Origin of the sequence: Mesorhizobium sp. ISC11 (genome assembly GCF_037162595.1) — a bacterium.
GTDB classification, from domain to species: Bacteria; Pseudomonadota; Alphaproteobacteria; order Rhizobiales; family Rhizobiaceae; genus Mesorhizobium; species Mesorhizobium ciceri.
In genome coordinates, this window is the sequence record NZ_JAVSPW010000001.1 from 5,298,524 (window position 1) to 5,315,069 (window position 16,546).

Annotated in this window: 8 protein-coding genes and 3 pseudogenes; 4 read left to right on the plus strand and 7 right to left on the minus strand. The window is 59.4% G+C overall.

The window, feature by feature from the left end; all coding sequences use genetic code 11:
- Window positions 1–205: 205 nt before the first annotated feature.
- Together RPF88_RS33465 and RPF88_RS25635 are read left to right on the plus strand one after the other, a co-directional pair.
- Window positions 206–376: pseudogene (locus RPF88_RS33465) on the plus strand (transcriptional regulator domain-containing protein); the annotation flags it as partial.
- Window positions 377–491: 115 nt separating this feature from the next.
- Entirely contained in the window at window positions 492–1,007 is a 516-nt protein-coding gene (locus RPF88_RS25635) for a DUF2285 domain-containing protein (RefSeq protein WP_245329899.1), read from the plus strand.
- 787 nt (window positions 1,008–1,794) lie between these two features.
- Here the strand turns inward: RPF88_RS25635 and RPF88_RS25640 are convergent.
- From RPF88_RS25640 to RPF88_RS25670, 7 genes and pseudogenes are all read right to left on the minus strand, one after another.
- Window positions 1,795–3,252: an NAD-dependent succinate-semialdehyde dehydrogenase gene (locus RPF88_RS25640; RefSeq protein WP_442921308.1), complete on the minus strand. Its 1,458-nt coding sequence runs from the start codon at window positions 3,250–3,252 to the stop codon at window positions 1,795–1,797.
- A gap of 423 nt (window positions 3,253–3,675) precedes the next feature.
- Window positions 3,676–4,941, minus strand: a complete 1,266-nt coding sequence (locus RPF88_RS25645) for a M16 family metallopeptidase (protein WP_335930842.1) — start codon at window positions 4,939–4,941, stop codon at window positions 3,676–3,678.
- A gap of 9 nt (window positions 4,942–4,950) precedes the next feature.
- Window positions 4,951–6,255: pseudogene (locus RPF88_RS25650) on the minus strand (M16 family metallopeptidase); the annotation flags it as partial.
- Window positions 6,256–8,194: 1,939 nt separating this feature from the next.
- A complete protein-coding gene (locus RPF88_RS25655; protein ID WP_287388291.1) occupies window positions 8,195–9,505 on the minus strand; it encodes a sensor histidine kinase in 1,311 nt (436 codons plus the stop codon).
- A 14-nt stretch (window positions 9,506–9,519) separates the two neighbouring features.
- The gene (locus RPF88_RS25660; RefSeq protein WP_024505389.1) at window positions 9,520–10,179 is read right to left on the minus strand and encodes a response regulator transcription factor; all 660 of its coding nucleotides are present in this window, start codon (window positions 10,177–10,179) and stop codon (window positions 9,520–9,522) included.
- Window positions 10,180–10,798: 619 nt separating this feature from the next.
- Window positions 10,799–11,257, minus strand: a pseudogene (locus tag RPF88_RS25665) (helix-turn-helix domain-containing protein); the annotation flags it as partial.
- A gap of 220 nt (window positions 11,258–11,477) precedes the next feature.
- Window positions 11,478–11,936, minus strand: coding sequence for a response regulator transcription factor (locus RPF88_RS25670; RefSeq protein ID WP_245458615.1), 459 nt, complete (start codon window positions 11,934–11,936; stop codon window positions 11,478–11,480).
- A gap of 754 nt (window positions 11,937–12,690) precedes the next feature.
- On the opposite strand from RPF88_RS25670, the gene RPF88_RS25675 reads away from it, so the two are divergent.
- Both RPF88_RS25675 and RPF88_RS25680 read left to right on the plus strand, forming a co-directional pair.
- Window positions 12,691–13,812, plus strand: coding sequence for a DUF418 domain-containing protein (locus RPF88_RS25675; RefSeq protein ID WP_024505387.1), 1,122 nt, complete (start codon window positions 12,691–12,693; stop codon window positions 13,810–13,812).
- 1,056 nt (window positions 13,813–14,868) lie between these two features.
- The gene (locus tag RPF88_RS25680) at window positions 14,869–15,879 is read left to right on the plus strand and encodes an IS110 family transposase (protein WP_337123401.1); all 1,011 of its coding nucleotides are present in this window, start codon (window positions 14,869–14,871) and stop codon (window positions 15,877–15,879) included.
- Window positions 15,880–16,546: the final 667 nt, after the last annotated feature.

Consider the following 16,546-nt stretch of genomic DNA (forward strand, 5'->3'; position numbering starts at 1 on the left):
TTACGGGATCAATTCCAGGTCGCGCTGGCCGTCGCTGTGCCAGTTCGACGGTCTGGTGGCAATTTGGGCACATCTTCTGTCGCCGACAGTGGCGATGGCTGACGCTTCAACGAAACGGGGTCTTCGACGTCTGCTGCCTTCGCCGATGCTTTGCGAAGTGGCATAATGTTTCGACGCACGCAGGCGCGGGCAGGGGATGTCAGTCATGAATCTCCTGACTGGCGCGGATCAGGCCGATTGGCGGGATGAAAGATCATACGACTACACCGCTGGCCTGACGCTGCGGGAGTGGGCTTGGGAGTTCTTACGCCGCAATCCAGCGTTCCAGCGCGATCTGACCGCTGCGCGCCAGCATTGCAAGACTTGGTCTCTCCAATCCTTTCTCGATATGGTCGCGTCGGCCGGCGACCTGTCACGCTGGGGTGTTCTGTTTCGCGGAGTCTTGTGGCCGCGCTTCGGTCGTATTCTGGTGTCCGCTCTGGTGCGTCCATGTGCTGCCGGTCATTGCGGAACGGTTGCCTGCCTCGTCGCCGACACCGCCGTTCGAACTCTCGGCATTGCCCTGTCGTGCAACCGTCCTGCTGGCGCCCGACAAGAGCCAGCATGTTCTTCTTCGCAATGCGGACCACGCGCTGCAGCTCGCCGTCTCGGGCGCGAATATCCTCCACCCTGTTTGCCTGCATACGCAAGCCATCTGGCCCGCGGTGCTTTTAAAGCATCGACTGAGGGGACTGGAGTGCCTCAATGCTCTCAGTCTAGGGCAACAGTTGCCCCCCCGCTTGTTTGCGCCGGAAAAGCGCGGCGTCCGTTTGTCCTTCGTTCTTCGTGCGCTCGACGGTTCGCTCGCCGGAGCACCTCATCGCGAGCTCGCCGAAGTTCTCATCGGTCAACGGCGCGTCCATGCCGACTGGGCGGATCCTCGCGATCATCTGCGCGACCGCATCCGTCGGGCCGTCTCGCGTGGCCGCGCGCTCATGAATGGTGGCTACAGAGATTTCCTAATTTGAAAAGCGACAGTCCGCGCTGTGCGTCGGTGGATGAACGTTCGCTCGCAGCTGTACCCGTCACCAACAGTTCGCCCGCCGACAGGACTGCATGGCGCCTTGCAAGGTGCGCTCTGGTCTAGCTTGTCGATGCCGCAATGAGATGGGCGAGGGTGCCAAGGCGGTGGTTCATTAGGGCCGGCCTCGACCTGGACGCACATCATTGGTCGGAAAGCGGCGTGCACCGCAATGTCGCCATAGCAGCCAAGATCCTTTGAGTCCGGACCTGCAGTCCTGTTGGACCGGCGGGTGCAACAATATGGAGGGATTTGAGGCCTCACACCGCTCCCTGGTCGACAGCTCGGTCAGACATAGCACCCACCGCTTGATTATGGAAATGGTGTGCCTGGAGTGCAGCGAGTAGCGGCTTGCTGCGCACTGTCCTAAGAACAGCAGTCATGACCCGTCTGGGGGTCTGCAACACGACGATTCAACCGCTTGGGCATTGTCGCATATCCCCACAATGTAGAATGCGCAACAGGGCAAAAGCTGATCCATCGGCGGTTTATCAATGCTTTTTGGCTTGGCACGGCACATGCAACGCAATCGGCAAAAGGCGCACGAACTGAGTGGCCCATCGGCCCTAGGAGCGCTGACTTATGCCCTCCCAAGGCATGTCCGGCCCGGCAGCGAGCTCAGTCTCCTGCCGGGCATCCGTGTTTCAGGTCAACGGCGTTTGGAACTTCCAATTAGGTGGCGGCATTGGCCGCAGGCCGCCCCCCGGTGGGGCGGAGAGACAGTGCAGCAGGTTTCAAATCCCGCCCATGCAAAGATATTTCATTTCCAGATAGTCCTCGAGGCCATGACGGGAACCCTCCCGCCCGATGCCGGATTGTTTGATCCCGCCAAACGGTGCCGCCTCCGAGGACATGCGTCCCGTGTTGATGCCAACCATGCCATATTCCAGAGCCTCTGCCACACGCCAGACCCGCTTCAGGTTTGAGGCATAGAAGTATGCGGCGAGGCCGTAGATCGTGTCATTGGCCTCGCGCACGACCTGATCCGCATCGTTGAAGCGAATGATCGGCGCGAGCGGCCCGAATGTCTCCTCTTGCGCGACTGCCATGACGCTGGAAATCTCGGTGAGGACCGTGGGTTCGAAAAACGTGCCATTCTTGCCGATACGTTGGCCCCCACATCGTATTGTGCCGCCTTTCGCAATGGCATCTGCGATGTGAGACTCGATCTTGGCCAGAGCATGCCTGTCGACGAGCGGTCCGATGTCTACTCCGGCACCGAATCCGTCGCCAACCGACAAGTGCCGGACTTTCTCCACGAACTTCTTGACGAACTCATCGTGAACGCTCGATTGGACGTAAATACGGTTCGCCGAAACGCAGGTCTGGCCGGCATTGCGAAACTTCGCCTGGATCGCACCGTCAACAGCAGCGTCGATGTCGGCATCATCGAAGATGATGAAAGGTGCGTTGCCGCCGAGCTCAAGGCTAACCTTCTTGATCTGGTCAGAGCACTGACGCATCAGCAGCCGCCCGACCTCGGTCGAACCGGTGAAGCTGATCTTGCGGATCTTGGAATTGGTGCAGAGTTCACGGCCGACGCGATCACCTTCGGACGCATAGATCAGGTTGACCACGCCATCGGGAAAGCCGGCCTGATGGGCAAGGGCGAACATTGCGCCAGCCACGAGCGGCGTCTGTTCAGCGGGCTTGAGCACGATCGTGCAGCCCGCAGCCAAGGCCGGCGAGATCTTGCGCGCCACCATGGAGGCCGGGAAATTCCATGGCGTGATCGTGCCAACAACGCCGATGGGCTGCTTGATCACTAGCATTCGGCGGTCTGTCGAGGGTGCCGAGATCGTCTCGCCATAGACGCGATTGGCCTCCTCGGCATACCATTGCAGATACGCCGCCGCATGCGATACCTCTGACACGGCTTCGGCAAGCGGCTTGCCCATTTCCGCGGTCAGAATCGCGGCGAGATCGCCTGCATGGTCGATGATCAGCTGATGCCATCGCCAAAGAACGTCGCTACGCTCTCGGGCAGTCAACGCGGCCCATCCCGACTGCGCAACATAGGCCTTGTCTACCGCAGCACGTGTCTCCTCCACGCCCATATCGGGAAGCTCTGCCAAAACTTCGCCGGTCGACGGATTGACGACCTCGAACGTCTTATTGCCAACCGGTCTGCCGAGTGCCGGCAGGCGGTCGATGGCTCCAAACAGGTGCGGGGATTTCAGACGGCGGATCATCGGCAGGCACAGGGGCAATACCGGATTCCTCCTCAACGCAGCGAACATCCAGGTCGACAGGCCGTCGGTGTGTATTCTGCACCAGCGGGTTCGTCCTAGGGCCTCGGCAAAGCAGTTGGTAGACCAAACATACGACAACAGTTCCGTTAGTTTGAGTGCCCGCGGTTCATCAGTTGATGGATTGAGCAGCCGGATGTTTGCTTCATCCACCCGCTGCCTGCTGGTGACGTGCGAGTGTATTCTGCAAAAGGCGGCATGCATGCTGAGGAGCGCCTTTTCGGCGAGAGGCCCCTGGACCGCCAATGCCGCGCAAGGCCCGCGAAACGACTCCGCGGGTCTGCATGATCTGCTTGGCCCACCGGCCTCCATATTCGCTCTTCCCACGAGAAGCCCCAAGGAAGAAGGAAGGCGAGATGAGTTTCTTTACTCATCCTTGCCGCCCAGCGGCGGGCCGACCACCAAAATGGCGGGCTCGGCCGAAAGCAGCTTCTTGGCCGCCGCCTTGACCTGTTTGAGCGTCACCCGACCGATGCTGCGGGCGCGACGCTGGTTGTAGTCGACGTCGGCATTTTGAATCTGCAAATCCAGGAGCCGGTCTGCAATCGAGCTGGTCGAGCCCAGACGGTCAATGGCATAGGTGCCGATCAGGTGCTTCTTCGCCGCCTTGAGCTCGGCCCCGGTCGGTCCTTGCTGCGCCATCTGCTTTACCACCTCTCGCACGATGCTCAGCGTTTGGGCGGCGCAATCCGAGCGTGTCTCTGTCGTAACCAGAAGCTTGTCAAGGGTCAGTTCAGAGCTGACGTGATAGGCAAGGCCGCGTTTTTGGCGTACCTCCTCGTAAAGGCGGGAAGTCAAGTATGAGCCGCCAAGGATGTCGTTCATCAGCACGGCGGCGTAGAAATTCGGCGCGCTACGCTTCACGCCAGGCCAGGCCAACGTTAGCGAAGTCTGCGGCAGGTCGTAGTTCTCCTCCACCAGTTGACCGAGTTTCGGCGCGACATCGTAGACGGGGACGAGGGTTTGTTGCTCAGGCAAATCACCAAACAGCTGGTCAAGCCTTTCCCTCAACGTGTTCGCGTCAATGTCACCCACCACGGCAATATGGAGCCCGTCGCGAGCAAAAATGGCCTGGTGGAAGGCGAGGAGGTCGGACGGCGTGATGCCGGCGAGGCTCTCTTTTGTGCCTTCTCCCGGCCTTGAACAAGGATGCGCGCCGTAGATCGCGCGCAGCCATTTGCGCTGAGCGATTGCGCCAGGGTCTCGCTCGCTGCCGACGATGCCGGAGACAATCTCGGCGCGGACGCGATCGATCGGCCCCTGGTCGAAGCGCGGCGCGTTCAGCGCGAGCCGAAGCAGGCCGAACGCGGCGTCCTGCTTTTTGGAAAGCATGCACACCGATCCGTAGATGTCGTCGCTTTGCGCGTCCAAACTCATTTCGGCGCCGGCATCGTCGAGCTTCACCTGGAAGGCATCGCTGTCGTAATGGCCAGCGCCTTCGATGAACAGGCCGGCCATCAGTTTGGCCATCCCCTCCTTCCCGACCGGGTCCTGCGTGGTGCCGCCGTTGAAGGCAAAGCCGATGTTGACGATTTCCACTGTGTGGTCCTCCACCAGCCAGGCGATGATGCCCTTTTCGGACTTCACCTCCTGGATGTTCATCGCAGCATGGGGCTGAGCGCCGAGCGTCATCTCTTGATTCTCCGTCTTGGGCAAGAGATAGCCCGTGGTCGAACGGTCGAACGCGAGATAGCGGGCGGCAACTGCTTTGATTTGCGCGGCGGTAACCCTGCGGATGCGAGACGGCCGTTCCTCGACATCTTTCACGGTGCCGCCGGTGGCCAGCGTCGAGCCGTAGATGCAGGCGAGGTCGTCCTGGTCGTCTTCGGCAAAGATCATATCGCGCACAAAGCGCTCCTTGGCCTTGCCCAGTTCCTCGCTGCTGACACCATCCTTGGCAATGCGAGCGACTTCGGCAGCGGCCGCCGCTTCGAGATCGGCCAGCTTGGCATCGCCGCGCGGCGCGCCATAGATGGCGAACCTGGTGTCGTCGAGCATGGTGCCCTGGAAATAGGCGCAGGCGCTGGAAGCGATACCTTGCTGGACAGCGAGCGCCTGGTAAAGCCGGCTGCGGTTACCGCCGCCGAGGATTTCGGACAGCAGGTCGAGCGCTTCGGCCTCGCCCGGCTTGGCGGTATGGTAAGACGGCACCACCCACTGCGTCGAAAAACTGGGCACGCTGACGCGGGCGTCGGAGAGCGTGACGGTGCGCCTGGTGTTCTGCTCGGGCTCAACCGGCCGGATGCGCGGCGGCAGGTCGGGCCCGCGCGCCACCTTGCCATAGGTCTTCTCGGCCAGCACCTTCACCGTTTCCGGCTCGACATCGCCGGCCACGATCAGCACGGAGTTGTTGGGCCAGTAGTATTTTTCATAGAAGGCGGTGGCGTCGACGCGGTTCAGCTGCTCGATCTCCTGCATCCAGCCGATGATCGGGATGCGATAGGGCTGGTTCTGCCACAGCGTCGCGTCGATCTCCTCATGGAGCACGTCCTGCGGGTTGGTGTCGGTGCTTGAGCGGCGCTCCTCGATGACCACGTCGCGCTCGGTCTTGACGACATCGTCGGTGAGGATGAGGTTTCGCATTCGGTCGGCCTCGAAGCTCATCATCAGCTCGAGCGCCGACGGCGCCACTGTCTGATAGAAGGCGGTGTAGTCGGAGGAGGTGAAGGCGTTGTTGGAGCCGCCGATCTCGAACACTGCGCGGTCGAATTCGCCGCCCGCATGGTTGGTCGTCGCCTTGAACATCAGATGCTCGAAGAAATGGGCGATGCCGGATTTGCCCGGCGGCTCGTCGGCGCTGCCGATCTTGTACCACACCATGTGGGTGACGATCGGCGCCCGGTGGTTGGGAATGACGACCACCTCCATGCCGTTGTCGAGCACGAAATCCCTCGCCTTGCCGTCCTCCCATGCGACGGGGATCGGAGCCGGCCCCGCGCCGACCAACTCGGACGCAACGGACGTCCTGCGAAGCCCATGAGTGCGGGGCTTGCTTGGTAGTTCTGGTAGGGAGAGTGGGGTTATGGGCTGCGTTCCTGGCAAAGTGATCTGTTCCTCATTTTGAAGGATCTATGTCTCCCGAACGCCTATTGGGAGAAAGTGGATCGGCACGGCGACGCCGAGCCACATGAGCCGTCAGCGTGTTGCTGGGCCTGACGCGAGCCTCATCTTTGGATGCGTCCGGGAAACTTTCGGCATGGTGAGGCCATGGGAAGTCTGCTCGTTATCCATTGGGTGTTTGCGGATACCTGAGCATGCCCCGTGCCAAGTAAGAAAGCCCCGATTCGCAAGGTTTGATCCAACCTTGATACTTGCGATATCCGACATTGTCGGGCATCCGACAGAAAGCGCCTTTCGCCGGCGCGCCGGCTATGACGCTCGCCTCCTCCGGCGTGACGACGATCCTTTGGCGGGCGCCGCGCACACCGATCTGCCCGCCTATCAGCACCGCGACATCGAAGGACAGCGCGATCGTGACTGGATGGGTCTTACGCAAACATGCAGCAGTGCCACCGCGATCAGGACTTCATCCGCCCCACAAAGACCCGAGCGCGAGGGACGACGTGTAAGGCAACATGTCATCCTCGATAATGATGCCGCGCATAAAGAGGTAAGGTCCCTCGTCGTACCGGCGAGCCCCTTCGCTGGGTCTCGCGAGGGTCTGGTTTGCGAACGTCGACCGACAGCATCACGGCATGGGCGGCCCCATCGGTAGGCAAGCATTGACCGTGCCGCAGCGCAGAGCCCAATTTCCCGGTGCCAGCCGGTACGTTGGAGCTTCAACTGTGGCCAGCCAAGCGGGCCGAGGCCGTGAAACTCCTGATACCCTGGACCGTCCCGATTGCAACGCACGACGCCTTGGTCTCGCGCCAACGTCCATTGACGCTCAGCGAAGCATCATGCGGACGAGCTGGGAAAGCTTGGCCGGGCCGGCGCCTTCCCAGGCGCACGGGACGCGCGACGACCCATGTGGACCTTGGATTTCACTACGCACTTACGCTGCTTTGGCCTTGTCAGCAGCCTGAGCATAAAGCGTGCTCAGCTTTCAGGGCGAGCCTCTTTCATGTTGATAGCATCTGTCGTCATTCAGGATCGCCCCATTTTCGCATGCCGCTTGCAGCTTTCAGACTGTTGTCAGCCAGGGCCGCCATAAAGGGTCTCGTTTAACGCATTCGGGAGGCTTCATCACTCGACCACATTAATTTCGGGCGGTTCGCCGGCGCTCCGAATGGCACTTAACACCAGATCCTCTCCAAACCCGTGATGATCCAAGAGGAAAACGAAAAATCCCTAAATCATAAAAAAGCACCGATACGGTCGGCTCCAGGCTGATGAAATTGCGGTCTCACTGGCCACGCACGATACTTGCGATGGCGATGGCCATTGCAAAGGCCGGTCAAGCACCCAAGACGCTGACAAGCACGCCTCCGACCAAAGCTCGATCGTTGGCAGCCTTTCTAGCCGTATACTTGGGGCATTTTGGGACGGCGATCCGGACGCCGATTAAAACCTGCCGGTCGTCTAAATGGAATGGTTGGTCCGGGTCCTTACTGGACCTGCGCCAACCCGATCGGGCCGGCGCACAGGGGCACCCAGACAATTGGACACGTCGCCTTTTCGCGGCGGCTTGCACTTTCTCGGATGGCCTTTTTTCTCCCCGGGCGAAATCCAGCGAGCGGTGAGGCGGAGCCTTCGATTTTGCCGATCATGTCGTGTCGCTTCGATCGAACTGCTCAGACGATGATAGCGGCATTGATTGCCGCGGCCGAAATGCGTTGTGTGAAGTACGATTTCTACGCCGTATACATACTGCCGTACAGTTCGCCATGTCAGCAGCCTTGCCAGCAATCCGCCCTGTGTCCAACTGTCGTCGAATTCACCGGTGTCATTGAGGAATTCGTATGATCGCCTCGAAACCATCATTGCGACCGCGGGCGGGCGACGCAAGCTCTAGACTGCCACCGATCCGCTGGATAACCATGTTAGCGATATGTAGACCAAGGCCTGAGCCCGCAGCAGGAGTAGCACCACGACTAAATCGCTTTGTAAGCCCTTCGAGGTCGGGGAGGGGCACCACCGGTCCGGCGTTTGCAATAGCGATGGTTCCATCAGTTTGGACGGAAACTGTTGTCGGAACAGTGGGCAGTCCATGTATCAGCGCATTCTCGATCAGGTTACGAAGGAGGATCCCAAACGCATCGACATCCACTTTGCGCATCAAAGTGGGGCAGCCGTCGACGTTAAGATGCAGGCGTCCGGCATATTGCGGCTTTTTCCTCAGGTCGTCGATTTCCAGCCGAACCGATCGGACAAGATCGATCGCGTGATCCGCCATGCCAACCCCCGATTCGGCTTGAGCGAGCTGAAGCACTTTTTCGACAAGGCGGCCAAGGCTCGACAGCGCTTGCTCGATGCCGCGCGCACGCATTTTGGCCGACCCATTGGGAAGCTCGGCCACTAATCTCTGCATCTGAGCGATTGAACCTGCGATCGGCGTGCGCAGTTCATGCGCACTGTTTGCGGCGAACTCGCGTTCGGCCTCGAGAGCCGCCCGCAGACGATCGAGAAGCCGATTGACGGATGCCGCGATTGGAGCCAACTCTGCCGGGAAATCGCCCAAGTCCATTGGTGACAGATTGCCGCCGTCGCGCGATCCGATCTGCTGTCGCAGTACCTCGATTGGCCGCAGCGAGCGCCGGATCACGATCCACCAAACAGCTAAGCTAAAGGGCAGGAGCACGAGTGTCGGAAGGAAGACAAAAAGTGCGCCCTTCGCGATTGTGGTACGGCGGCCATCAAGCGGTTCGGCCAACTGATGATACACGCCGTCTTGGATCTCCTCTGTGTAGACGCGGTAATCAGCGTTTCCCCAAAAGCCGTTACTCAGGGGAGCATCAGGGAAGGGCTGCTGACCCTCTTCCGGTTCAGAAATAAGCACTATCCCGTACTTATTAATAACCTGCTCACGATAGGTAAAGTACTTTTCGTAAGTTGGAAAGTTGTTATTGTATTGATCAACGTGTTTTCCATTCAAGACCTTGATCAGCTCTGGTTGTCTGTACTTTGCGCTCCCCTGGAGCAAGTCATCCGAACTTTCGTTTACATTATTGCAAAAAATGAACGCAGCCATGGTTGGGGCGGCGATCCAAACCAGGAGCGTTGCCCCGCCTAACCACGATAGCAGCTTTCTCGTCATGCTGTTCGAGTTCGTCATGTGACCACGAGCCTGTATCCGGAGCCACGCACGGTTGCTATTCTATCCCCGCCGATCTTCTTGCGGAGCCGGCTGACATAAACCTCCACTGTGTTGCTCTCGAACTCCGAATTGAATGAATAAAGCGCGTGCTCGATCCTCCCCTTTGAAACGACCGAACCGGGCCGGCGTAGAAGGCAGTCGAGCACCGCCCATTCGCGTCCAGACAGGTGGACCTCCTGCCCGTCGCGGAAGAGGCGTCGCTCGGCTGCCTGTATGGAAAGCGTCCCAACCGAAAATTGCGGCTCCGGAAAATGCCCTTGGCGACGTGCCACTGCACGGATGCGTGCCGAGAGTTCCCCCAGATCGAACGGCTTGACCAAATAGTCGTCGGCGCCAGCGTTGAGCCCCTCGATGCGATGCGAAATCCGATCGCGGGCTGTCAGAATGATGACCGGCGTTGTATCAAGCCCCTTGATCAGCTCCCGCAGATAGTCGATGCCATTGCCGTCCGGCAGGTGAACGTCGAGCAAAATAACGTCGTAGCCGGCCACAGCTGCATGACCGCGCGCTCCGGACAGGCCCTCGGCCCAGTCGACCGCGTGGCCACCAGCCACCAAATGATCGTGCACAGCACTTCTAAGGTCGTCGTCGTCTTCAATGAGCAGTATTCGCATCAGGCTGCCGAGCTCCGGTATGAGGGCAAGGCTCCTGCCTTATTGATCGAAGCTGACAGTAGGCTGAACCGGCGCCAGCGAATATCTGGGGGCTTTCAGGCTGCTGTCAGCTACAATTGCAAGAAAGGGGTCGTTAACAAAGCCAAACGAAGAGCCCCTATGAGACCCCTCCTGATCTCGGCACTTTTGCTCAATGTGACCACCGGCGGCTGTACACTGGTTGGCGGGCAATTCGACGTGGCGGTCAACGAATGGCAGCCGCGCCACGCGTCAATGTCCAGGCTTGAAACTGACAGGTGTCTTAAATACGAGGGCACTGTAGCGGGTGCCTCCAGTTATCGAACAGTGCCTAGCAGGTCAGAAGTGCACTTTGACCATAGGGGTCGTCCGTATTTTCGGCGCTCGCGAACAGAGTCGACGGTCAATCGATGCGCCACTGCCAGAGTCTGGAACGGTCAAGTGTTTGTTATCCCCCGTCCGGGCCATATTCTCTGCCGAGGACCAAGAAGGCCCTATTTTCGGTGCCCACGAACAGAGCCAACGGTCAATCGATGCGCCACTGCCAGGGTCTGGAACGGTCAAGTGTTTGTGATCCCCTGTCCCGGCCGTGTTCTCTGCCGAACTCGCCCTTGTAGTCGGCACACCAAAGATCGTTAGGGCGACAGCCGTTTGAAAGTGGTGTCCCCGTCGCCCTGTTGCGCCTGCGCTTGCGGCGCTCGACCATGCCGTGGCGGTCGAGCACGGCATGCACGGTCGAGATCGCGGGCCGGTGCACATCCGGATACAGCCGGGCCAGCCGCTCGCGTATCTTCGGCGCACCCCATGTCGGCTTGTCTTGCTTGAGGCGCACAATCAGCTTCTCGATTTGAAACGGAAGCTGATTGGCGTGGCGATAGGGCCGCCGCGATCGGTCCGTCAGCCCCTCCAGGCCGCTGTCGTTGTAGCGCGTGAGGATCTTGTAGCCGGTCTTGCGCGAGATATCGAACTCCCGGCAAAGCACCGCCATCTTCTCGCCGTCCAGCAGCCGGGCGACGAACTTCAGCCGCTCTTCCATGACGTTACACTCCTTCCAAGGCACCTTGCTCTCCTTGCAAAGGGCCGAAAGTTTAACCCATCTATCCGGAATGAACTGTCACCCATCTCTCGGGAAGGGCAGTCATGGCCAAGGCAACTGGAAGCCGAATTTTCTTTTAGAGTATGAATCAGCGCCGTCTGCCGAAAAGCGCGTCCACGATCTTCCCTTTTGAAACGACCGTGCAGGGCTGGGGCAGACGGTAGTCGAGCACCGCCCACCCGCGTCAAGTCAGGTAGACCTCCTGCCCCTCGCGGAAGAGGCGTCGCTCGGCTGCCTGTATGGAAAGCGTCCCAACCGAAAATTGCGGCTCCGGAAAATGCCCATGGCGACGTGCCACTGCATGGATACGCGCTGAGAGTTCCCCCAGATCGAACGGCTTGACCAAATAGTCGTCGGCTCCAGCGTTGAAGCCCTCGATGCGATGCGAAATCCGATCGCAGGCTGTCAGAATGATGACCGGTGCCGATTCAAGTTCCTTGATCAGCTCCCGCAGATAGTCGATCCCATTGCCGTCCGGCAGGTGAACGTCGAGCAAAATAAGGTCGTAGCCGACCACAGCTGCATAATCGCGCGCTTCGGACAGGTTCTTGGCCCAGTCGACCGCGTGGCCACCAGCCACCAAATGATCGTGCATAGCACTTCCAAGGTCCTTATCGTCTTCAGTGAGCAGTATTCGCATCATGCTGCCGAGCTCCGGTATGAGGGCAAGGCTCCCATCTTATTGGTCGAAGCTGACAATAGGCTGAACCGGCGGCAGCGAATTATTTGGGGAGCTTTCAGGCTGCTGTCAGCTACAACTTGCAAGAAAGGGGTCGTTAACAAAGCCAAACGAAGAGCCCCTATGAAACCCGTCCTGACCTCGGCACTTTTGCTCAATGTGACCCCCGGCGGCTGCATCAGCAAATTGATTTGGGAAACAGGCGCGCCGGTTCTAACGACCGACGCAGGCCGAGGTCTGGAACAGCTGGACCAGCGAACGGCGTCTTCGGTTTTTCAGGCAACAGCCACATGGAAGAATATGATTGGCTCGACCATGCGCCGAGCTTTGTCGAACGGATTGGTCGCGGGCGCACCACCACAGATTATGGCAGGTTTACGCCCTGGCCTTGACACCCGGGGTGATCGTCACCGGCGGAGCCGCGGCGTACTGATCGGATATCCAACGTCGCTGAGTCTCTCGTCGGTGCAGTGGATCTCTCGGCTTAGCCATCATGCAAAAAACGACGGTTCCGCGACACCACTTTTCAGGTCCGTGACACAGGCTTTGTGAGCCGATCTGTTGTTCTTACCCCAGGCTAATGGCTGAACAGCTCTGTCGCCGGCTCGATGCGCCAGATGGCGCGATGTTTTGAACCCTTTCACGAGGCGACGGCAGCAGCCGACCGGCTCTCCTATCGCGGCTCCCGCGATCCACACACCCAACAAGGGAATCTACCATGGTAATGAAGGCACCGGTTGCCGACGCTAGGAATGGGTCGGTAGTAGATCGGCTGGTCGGCATCGACCTCGCTCGGGGCCTGGCTGTCTTCGGGATGTATGCCGCCCATCTCGGTCCCGACCCCGGCGAAGGAGGACTAGTCGGGTTTCTGATGGAACTAACCCATGGGCGGCCGTCGGCCCTGTTTGCCGTATTGGCCGGTTTTTCAATCCTCCTGATTACAGGTCGCAAGGCGCCGAAGTCGGGGATAGCCGGTAGACAGGCCATCGCCAGAGTCGCAATTCGTGCCCTTGTTTTGCTCGCGCTTGGCTCAATCCTGGGCTGCCTCGGTACCCAGGTCGAAGTCATCCTAGAATACTACGGAATTTGCTTCTTGTTGGTATTGCCGCTCCATCGGCTCAGCGCATATCAGCTGGGCTTGATCGCTGCCGCTACGGCATTAGTTCTCCCGCAAGTCCGTTCCTCCCTTCTGTCGGTTGCCCCCAACCTCCTCGACCCGGTCTTCAACCTCATGGTCAACGGCTACTATCCCGCGGTGACCTGGGTTCCTTTCCTCATCGCTGGCATGGCCATCGCGCGCCTTAATCTTAATACGCTAGCAGCGCATTGGCGCCTTGGTCTGGCGGGGGTCGCGCTGGCCGTGTTGGGCCATGGGGGATCCTTGCTCGCGCTGAGTTCCCGCGCTTTGACTGAAACCTCCTTGTGGTGGTCTGACGTTGACGGCGCTTTTGAGCCTTCCAAGTCGTCATTTATAGTCAAGTCGTCATGGATAGCCGCACCTCATAGCGAAACGACGCTTTCGATCGTGGGCAGCACCGGTTGCGCAATGATCATCTTGGCGGCTTGCATGCTCGCTGTGGATGCGCTCCCGCGTCTGCGAAAGCTGGTCTGGCCAATAATCGCAGTCGGCTCGATGTCTTTGACGGCCTATGTGCTGCACATTGCGGGAATAGCCTATCTTATGAAGATAAACATTTTCAAAGACGAGAGCCTGTCCACGCTCTTTGGCTTCGTTGTGGTTATCAGCACTTTTGCGGTGCTTTGGCTGCGCGTCTTCCAGCGAGGACCGATGGAAGTGCTGATGGGTAGGGTCGCAGATCTCGCGCGTCACATCCGCTGAGCACCGCCGCGCCCCGGCCTCCCGATCACATTACGGACAAGGTGGGGCTTTGTCCAAAGCTTGTTCGCGGCAGGGGAGGGTACTTCCTCCCACCCTGCCGCCTTGTTGATGGAAGCTAAAACGGTCGCGCAGGCGCTAGAGTTGCATCGGCATAATCAGCTTAAACTCGCGAAGTTAAACCCGCGGTTGGTCTATCTCGGCCCGCCTCACCTGAAAGGCTAAGGTATCCGTTTCGGTCAAGGGTTTTAGGGGCCATTTTCGCTGCGCCTTGAGGAGAGCGTTTGCTAGGATGAGGAGCTTTCGCAACAAGATGATGACCTTTGCGGGTTTGCCTGCCGCCTTTAGCGCCTGGTATTTTGCCTTGAGGTCGGGGTTGAAGCGCAGGGCGAAGGGCCGGGCATGTAGAGGGCCTGGCGAACATTGGCCCGGCCGCCCCGGAGAAGGCGCGGCCGCTCCATTTTTTGCCGAGGCCGGCGAGGCTTGCGGCCTTTGGTTCCGAGTTCCGGCATGTCGATGGTGAGTGTGCAGGCGGTGGCATCCGATGCGCCATATGCTGGTCAGGATTTCGCGGCGCTGGACAGCGTCGGGATCGGCTTTCATGAGGGTAAGCATCGTCTGATCGATATCGCTGAGTTCACGTGGATCTGCTTCCAGCCACTCGTTGTTGTGGCGCCTGAGCAAGGCAAGCGGTCAAGGTCTGGCTCTGGTGCTGGCTGCGGTGCGATCCCCGCACGGGCCAGGTGCCGATCGTGTCGACGATCCACCTCGCCGCGACCAGAGAGCTGCTACTCTCTTCCGCTGTTCATTCTGGCCTCTTCGCAATGAATGTCATAAAATCACCTGTCGCAATTAATGGTTTTTGATTTTGCTCCAACAGCTGGCAGATATCGCCGAGAGTTCCGCAGAGAGCGTCGAAAGTTTTGGCCGCCTTCTTCCGCAGCCGCGCCTTGAGTTTTGAGCAGACCTGTCTTGATTGATGGTGTGGATGGCTCCTGCTCCCGGCGTCGCATTGCGCCATAGTTGGGATGTTGTCATCCCCGAGCAAAGGAGCCATCCATGTCAGAACTTGCCACAGTAGGCATCGACCTCGCGAAGAGTGTCTTCCAGGTCCATGGCGTCGACGAGAACGGTCGGGTTCTCGTGCGCCGCCAGCTTCGCCGAAGCCAGTTGCTGGCGTTTTTCCAGAAGCGTCCGCGATGCCTGATCGGCATGGAGGCTTGCGCAGGTTCTCACGACTGGGGGCGCCGGCTTCAGGATATGGGGCATGACGTCCGGCTGATGCCACCATCCTACGTGAAGCCTTACGTGAAGCGCGGGAAGACGGATGCTGCGGACGCGGCCGCCATCTGTGAAGCCGTGACGCGCCCCTCCATGCGGTTTGTCGCGATCAAGAGCGAAGCCTGCTCGTCGGTTCTGGTTCTTCACCGCACGCGGGACTTTCTGGTTCGCCAGCGCACGCAGATCGGCAACGCGATTCGAGCCCACATGACGGAGTTCGGTGTCATAACGGCGAAGGGCGCGCAAAATGTCGATCGTTTGCGGGAACAACTGGATCGGCTGCCGCAAGCGGCTCGGCTGCCCATAACCCTGCTTTTCGAACAGTTGGCCGAGACGAACGAGCGGATCGAACGGCTGACCGAAGAGATCAAAGAGACCCACGAGCAAAATGAGGCAAGCCAGCGTCTGGCTACGATCCCGGGCGTCGGCATGCTTTCGGCGACGATCATCGCGGCGACGACACCTGATGTCAGCAATTTCGACTGCGCGAGGGACTATGCAGCTTGGCTCGGCCTTACACCCAAACCGCACTCCACCGGCGGCAAGCAGAAGGTCGGCCGAATATCGAAGATGGGTAATCGATATATCCGCCGGTTGCTCTATCTGGGCGCCATGGCACAGATCATGCTCAGATGTAGACTGAAGCGCGAGCCCGGATCGGACTGGCTATCAAGCATGTTGATGCGGAAGAAGACGAAGGTCGTCGCCATCGCTTTGGCGCATCGCATGGCAAGAACAATTTTCGCCGTCCTTAGGGACGGATCACGCTACGAGCCACAGGCAGCCTGACAGGCTCTCGGAATGGTCAGGGCAAAGTGAGGTGATGGCGAACAAACGGAGACGAAGAACCAGGACACCCCGATCAATCCGAAGCGCCTCAAGCGCGCTCGATTGAGTGGGACCTGTTCTCCAAGCGGATATTCATCAGGGCGCGCAGCGATCCCGTTGCACATTCAGACGCCGTATACATGGCCGCAACCGACCTGTTCACCAAACCCGATCTGACACCCTTGACCCGCAGGAGCCATCCATACACGGGTTGAGATCGGGCGAGCATGGCGGCAGGATCAGGAGCCAGTGCCCCTTTGGCCAACCAGTGGGCGGCGCGTACCTTGCCGACAATCTGGGGTTCCGAACCCGACAGTTGGTTTTCAACCCGACAGTGGCCCGCCTCAGAGCAGGCTACCGCCCTTCGGAGCAGGCAGAAGCTAATCGAGGTTCGCGGGTTCCGGTTTGAATGTGCAGGTCGCTGCGCGCCTGATCTTTCGGTCTGGCGGCACATGACAAAAACCCTCATTTTGGCCGACGATACCCGGTCAGGAGCGGGTATCGCAGTCGAGAAGCGACCCGAGCACGTCCACAAGATGTGCCGAGTTTGCAAGGTGTGTCATTGTTTCTGTCAACGTTCGAGCGACAGCGCACGACGAAACGTCTGGCATACGCCTCGTCTGGCACG

Bases quoted from the DNA above. Each gene is read 5' to 3' on its own strand.
- RPF88_RS25640 (WP_442921308.1), bottom strand. From the start codon at position 3,252: ATGATCCGCCGTCTGAAATCCCCGCACCTGTTTGGAGCCATCGACCGC.
- RPF88_RS25660 (WP_024505389.1), bottom strand. From the start codon at position 10,179: ATGCGAATACTGCTCATTGAAGACGACGACGACCTTAGAAGTGCTGTG.
- RPF88_RS25670 (WP_245458615.1), bottom strand. From the start codon at position 11,936: ATGATGCGAATACTGCTCACTGAAGACGATAAGGACCTTGGAAGTGCT.
- RPF88_RS25680 (WP_337123401.1), top strand. From the start codon at position 14,869: ATGTCAGAACTTGCCACAGTAGGCATCGACCTCGCGAAGAGTGTCTTC.
- RPF88_RS25645 (WP_335930842.1), bottom strand. From the start codon at position 4,941: ATGACGCTCGGCGCTCAGCCCCATGCTGCGATGAACATCCAGGAGGTG.
- RPF88_RS25675 (WP_024505387.1), top strand. From the start codon at position 12,691: ATGGTAATGAAGGCACCGGTTGCCGACGCTAGGAATGGGTCGGTAGTA.
- RPF88_RS25655 (WP_287388291.1), bottom strand. From the start codon at position 9,505: ATGACGAGAAAGCTGCTATCGTGGTTAGGCGGGGCAACGCTCCTGGTT.